At 64.5% G+C, this 4,076-nt stretch carries 4 protein-coding genes; all 4 read right to left on the bottom strand.

The features are described 5' to 3' along the window. Positions 1 to 248: 248 nt before the first annotated feature. Complete coding sequence (locus VF672_RS16975) at positions 249 to 1,229, bottom strand: oligopeptide/dipeptide ABC transporter ATP-binding protein (RefSeq protein WP_331105721.1); 981 nt, start codon at positions 1,227 to 1,229, stop codon at positions 249 to 251. Beyond that, the gene (locus VF672_RS16970) at positions 1,226 to 2,272 is read right to left on the bottom strand and encodes an ABC transporter ATP-binding protein (RefSeq protein WP_331105720.1); all 1,047 of its coding nucleotides are present in this window, start codon (positions 2,270 to 2,272) and stop codon (positions 1,226 to 1,228) included. Before VF672_RS16970 ends, VF672_RS16975 begins: the two co-directional genes overlap by 4 nt. A 2-nt stretch (positions 2,273 to 2,274) precedes the next feature. Then, on the bottom strand, positions 2,275 to 3,174 hold the full coding sequence (gene ddpC / locus VF672_RS16965; protein WP_331105719.1) for a D,D-dipeptide ABC transporter permease: 900 nt from the start codon (positions 3,172 to 3,174) through the stop codon (positions 2,275 to 2,277). A gap of 1 nt (position 3,175) precedes the next feature. Further along, the coding region (locus tag VF672_RS16960) for an ABC transporter permease (RefSeq protein WP_331105718.1) at positions 3,176 to 4,076 on the bottom strand (901 nt) is incomplete at its 5' end.

Here is a 4,076-nt window from a genome sequence, read left to right as displayed (position 1 = left end):
AACGCAGGTTTCGCGCAGTGGGCCGAGCCGCATGGATGCGGCGAGAGCGCCGTCAGGACATGGATGTCCGTTCGGCGCGGGCCCACGGAGCGAGACCGGAGTGAGGGTATTCCGACGAAGGAGGAACCCAACCAGGAGCACAAGCCCTTGGCTGCTCCTTAAACCAAGAGCGGGGCTTTATCAAGTAACTCGCCGAAGGCGAAACACGAGGCCGTTAGGCCGAGGCCCTTGATCCCAACACCCACCCATCATCGCGACTCCAGATGACACCTCACCCAATCCCCCGCACCCCTGGCCGGCAACAGTGCCTGTGGCTGCTCGCAACCCGATGTCGCCTTCGGGCAGCGATCACGGAAGAAACACCCGGTCGGCAAGGTCCTGTTGCCCGGCAGTTCGGTCGGCGCCGAAACCTGCGCCTCGTCCACCGCGACGCCCAGACGTGGCACCGCCTCCAACAGCAATTGCGTATAGGGGTGACGCGGTCGCTCCAGCACCTCGGCGGCGGACCCCAGCTCCACAATCTGCCCCAGGTACATCACCGCGACCCGGTCGGCCATGTGCCGCACCACCGAGACGTTATGGGAAATCAGGATGTACGTCAGATCGCGGCTGCGCTGCAGCTCGGCCAGAAGATTGAGGATCTGCGCCTGCACCGAAATATCCAGCGCCGACGTCGGCTCGTCGAGCACGATGATGTCCGGATTGGATGACAACGCCCGGGCAATCGCAATGCGCTGACGCTGCCCGCCGGAAAACTGGTGAGGAAAGCGGTCCAGGTACTCGGTGCGAATGCCCACTTGAGAGGCCACCTTCGCCGCAATCGCGCGCATCTCCTGGCGCGGGGCCGACCGCTGAACGAACAGCGGCTCGGTGATGATTTTCCACACCGGCAGCCTCGGGTCGAGGGATGACTGCGGGTCCTGAAACACAATCTGCACGTTGCTGCTGCGTTCCTTGTCACTGTTGTAGACCCAGTCGAGTCGCCCCGAGGTCGGCTTGATCAAGCCCATCAACAACTGCGCCAGGGTGCTCTTGCCGCAGCCGGATTCACCGACCACGCCCAGGGTTTCACCGGCGCGGACCTGCAGGTCAATGCCATTAAGCGCATGGGCCAGTGCTTTCGGGCGGCCGAGCCAGTCCTTGCCCATCGGGTAATGCACGCGCGCATCTTGCAAGCTGAGGATGGTCGGGCTCTGGCCGGGCAAGGTCTGCGAAGCTGAGAGGATCATGGCCGCGGCTCCTGAGAGAGGGCGTGTGAGGAGGTGTGCGAGGACGCGCTCAACCAGCAGGCGCTCTGGTGGTCGGTGGCGGCGTCGACGGTGTGCATCGGCGGGCGCTGAAGGCACTTGGGCAGGGCGAAGGCGCAGCGATCACGGAAGGTGCAGCCCTCCGGCAAGGCAGAAAGGTTGGGCACCTGGCCGGGAATGGTCAGCAGGTCCTGGCCGGGCTCGACCTGCTCCGGCAGTCCGCTGAGCAGGCCTTGGGTGTACGGGTGTCGCGGGTCGGCCATCACCTGTGCGGTGACGCCCTGCTCCACGACCGCGCCGGTGTACATCACGTAGACCCGGTCGCAGAACTGCGACACCAGCGCCATGTCATGGGTAATCAGCAGAATCGCCGTGCCACGGGCACGGGCTTTCTCGCGCAGCAGCAACAGCACTTGCCGCTGCACCGTGACGTCGAGCGCAGTGGTGGGTTCGTCGGCGATCAGCAATTTCGGGTCGCACGAGAACGCCAGCGCGATCATCACCCGCTGACGCATGCCGCCGGAAAGCTCGAAGGGGTAACTGTTCATCACCTGCCCGGGGTCGGCGATGTGCATGTCACGCAGCAACGCGATGGCTTTGGCGGTGGCATCGGCTTTGCTCAGACGCTGGTGATGAATGATCACGTCGAGCATCTGCCGACCGATGCGGCGGGTCGGATTGAGCGCGGTCATGGGTTCCTGAAAGATCATCGCGGCATCACGGCCACGCACACTCAGCAGGTCCTTCTCTTTGGCGGTGAGCATGTCACGGCCGAGTATGCTCAGCCGGCCACTTTTCACCTCGTAGGAACGCTCCGGCAGCAAACGCAGGCTGAGCATCGCGGTGACCGACTTGCCCGAGCCGGATTCGCCGATGACTCCGACGATCTCCCCGGGATTGACGTGCAGCGAGACGCCGTTGAGCGCTTTGACCGTGCTCTTGTAGGCCGGAAATTCGATGCGCAGATCGTCGATGACCAGCACCGGCTCACGGCCTGCGAGGGAGGGTTGAACGGTAGCTGGCATGATCATTTACCCTGCTGACGGGGGTCGAGCAAGTCACGCACGCCGTCGCCCAAGAGGTTGAACCCGGTGGCGGTAATCAGAATCGCCACGCCGGGAAACGTCGGGTACCACCATTGATCGAGGATGTAGTTGCGCCCGGTCGCGACCATGGCGCCCCACTCCGCCGTCGGCTGTTGCGCGCCGAGGCCGATGAAGCCCAGCGCCGACGCCATGAGGATGGCGCTGCCGATGTCCAGGCTCAACTGCACCAGCAACGGCGGCATGGCGTTGCGCGCCACGTGCCAGATGACCATGTGCCAGCGCCCGGCGCCAAAGGTTTCGGCGGCCTTGACGTACCCCATCTGGCGAATGCTCAGGGCCTGACCCCGGGCCAGCCGGACGTAGAACGGAATCCGCACCAGCGTGATCGCCAGCATGGCGTTGAACAGGCTCGGGCCCAGGGCCGCAGCCAGCGCCATGATCAGCACCAGCGACGGCACCGACAGCATGATGTCCATCAGGCGCATGATCAGGGCGTCGAAACGACCGCCGATGATCCCCGACATACAGCCCAGCAAGCCGCCGGCCAGGCACGAGGCGAAGGCGACGAACAGACCCACGCCCACGGACTGGCGGCTGCCGTACAGCACGCGGCTGAACAGGTCGCGGCCCACTTCGTCGGTACCGAACCAATGGGCAGCGGACGGCGCGGCCAGGCGCTGGGCAAGGTTCAGCGCGTTGGGCTCATGGGGCGCGAGCCAGGGTGCGAAGACCATCACCAGCAGCACCATAACGGTGATCAGCAGGCCGGCCATGGTCAGCGGACTGCGACGGATCTGATGAGCCAGGTAAGCCCATTTGTCTTGCCAGCGCGAAGCGGCCGGCAGTGGCGCCACGGCGGGCGCAATGATCGGAGTGGACATCTCAGTTGACCTCGCCAATGCGCGGATCGATCAGGCGGTACAGCACGTCGATCGCCATGTTCAGCAGCACATAAATGAAGGAGACCATGATCGCGAAGCCCATGACCGCCGGGAAATCCAGCGACTGGATCGACTTGACCACGTACGCGCCCATGCCCGGCCAGGCGAACACGGTTTCAGTGAGCACGGCGCCATAGAGCAGATCGCCCAGGGTCAGGCCCAGCACGGTGACCGAAGGAATCAGCGCGTTGGGCAACGCGTGGCGCAGGATCACGGCCCATTTCGACAAGCCGTAGGCCCGGGCCGTCCGGATGTAGTACTCGCCCAACTGATCGAGCATCGCCGAACGGATCTGCCGCGCGACCACGCCGAGGTTGACGAAACCCAGGGTGATGGCCGGCAGAATCAGGTGCTGCACGGCGTTGAAGAACAGCCCGGTATCCCCCGCCAGCAACGTGTCGATGAGGTAAAAACCGGTGACGGTTCTGGGTGGGTCGAGCCCTTCATCGAGTCGCCCGCTGCCCGGCAGCCAGTTCAAATGGCCGTAGAACAACACAATCAGGCCTAATCCCAGCCCGAACGCCGGGGTGGAAATCCCGGTCACCGCCAGGGTCCGCGCCACCTGGTCGATGAAGCGGTTGTGGTACACCGCCGAGAGCACGCCCAGCGGCACGCCCACCAGCAGCGACAAGGTCAGCGCGGCCAGCGCCAGTTCAAGGGTCGCGGGGAAAAACGCTTGCAAGTCTTCGAGCACCGGGCGATGGGTGCGAATCGACGTGCCCAGGTCGCCGTGCAGCAGGTCGAGCATGTAACGGCCGTATTGTTGATACAGCGGCAGATCCAGCCCCAACTGATGGCGGATGTTCTCGACGATGGCGTCGGTGGCGCGATCGCCAGCGATC

The organism is Pseudomonas sp., assembly GCF_036387035.1.
Lineage (GTDB): Bacteria > Pseudomonadota > Gammaproteobacteria > Pseudomonadales > Pseudomonadaceae > Aquipseudomonas.
This window is presented reverse-complemented; position numbering and strand designations above follow the sequence as displayed.

What these genes read in the sequence shown, in the direction of transcription:
- VF672_RS16975 (WP_331105721.1), bottom strand. Translation starts at nt 1,229, where the DNA reads ATGATCCTCTCAGCTTCGCAGACCTTGCCCGGCCAGAGCCCGACCATC.
- VF672_RS16970 (WP_331105720.1), bottom strand. Translation starts at nt 2,272, where the DNA reads ATGCCAGCTACCGTTCAACCCTCCCTCGCAGGCCGTGAGCCGGTGCTG.
- ddpC (WP_331105719.1), bottom strand. Translation starts at nt 3,174, where the DNA reads ATGTCCACTCCGATCATTGCGCCCGCCGTGGCGCCACTGCCGGCCGCT.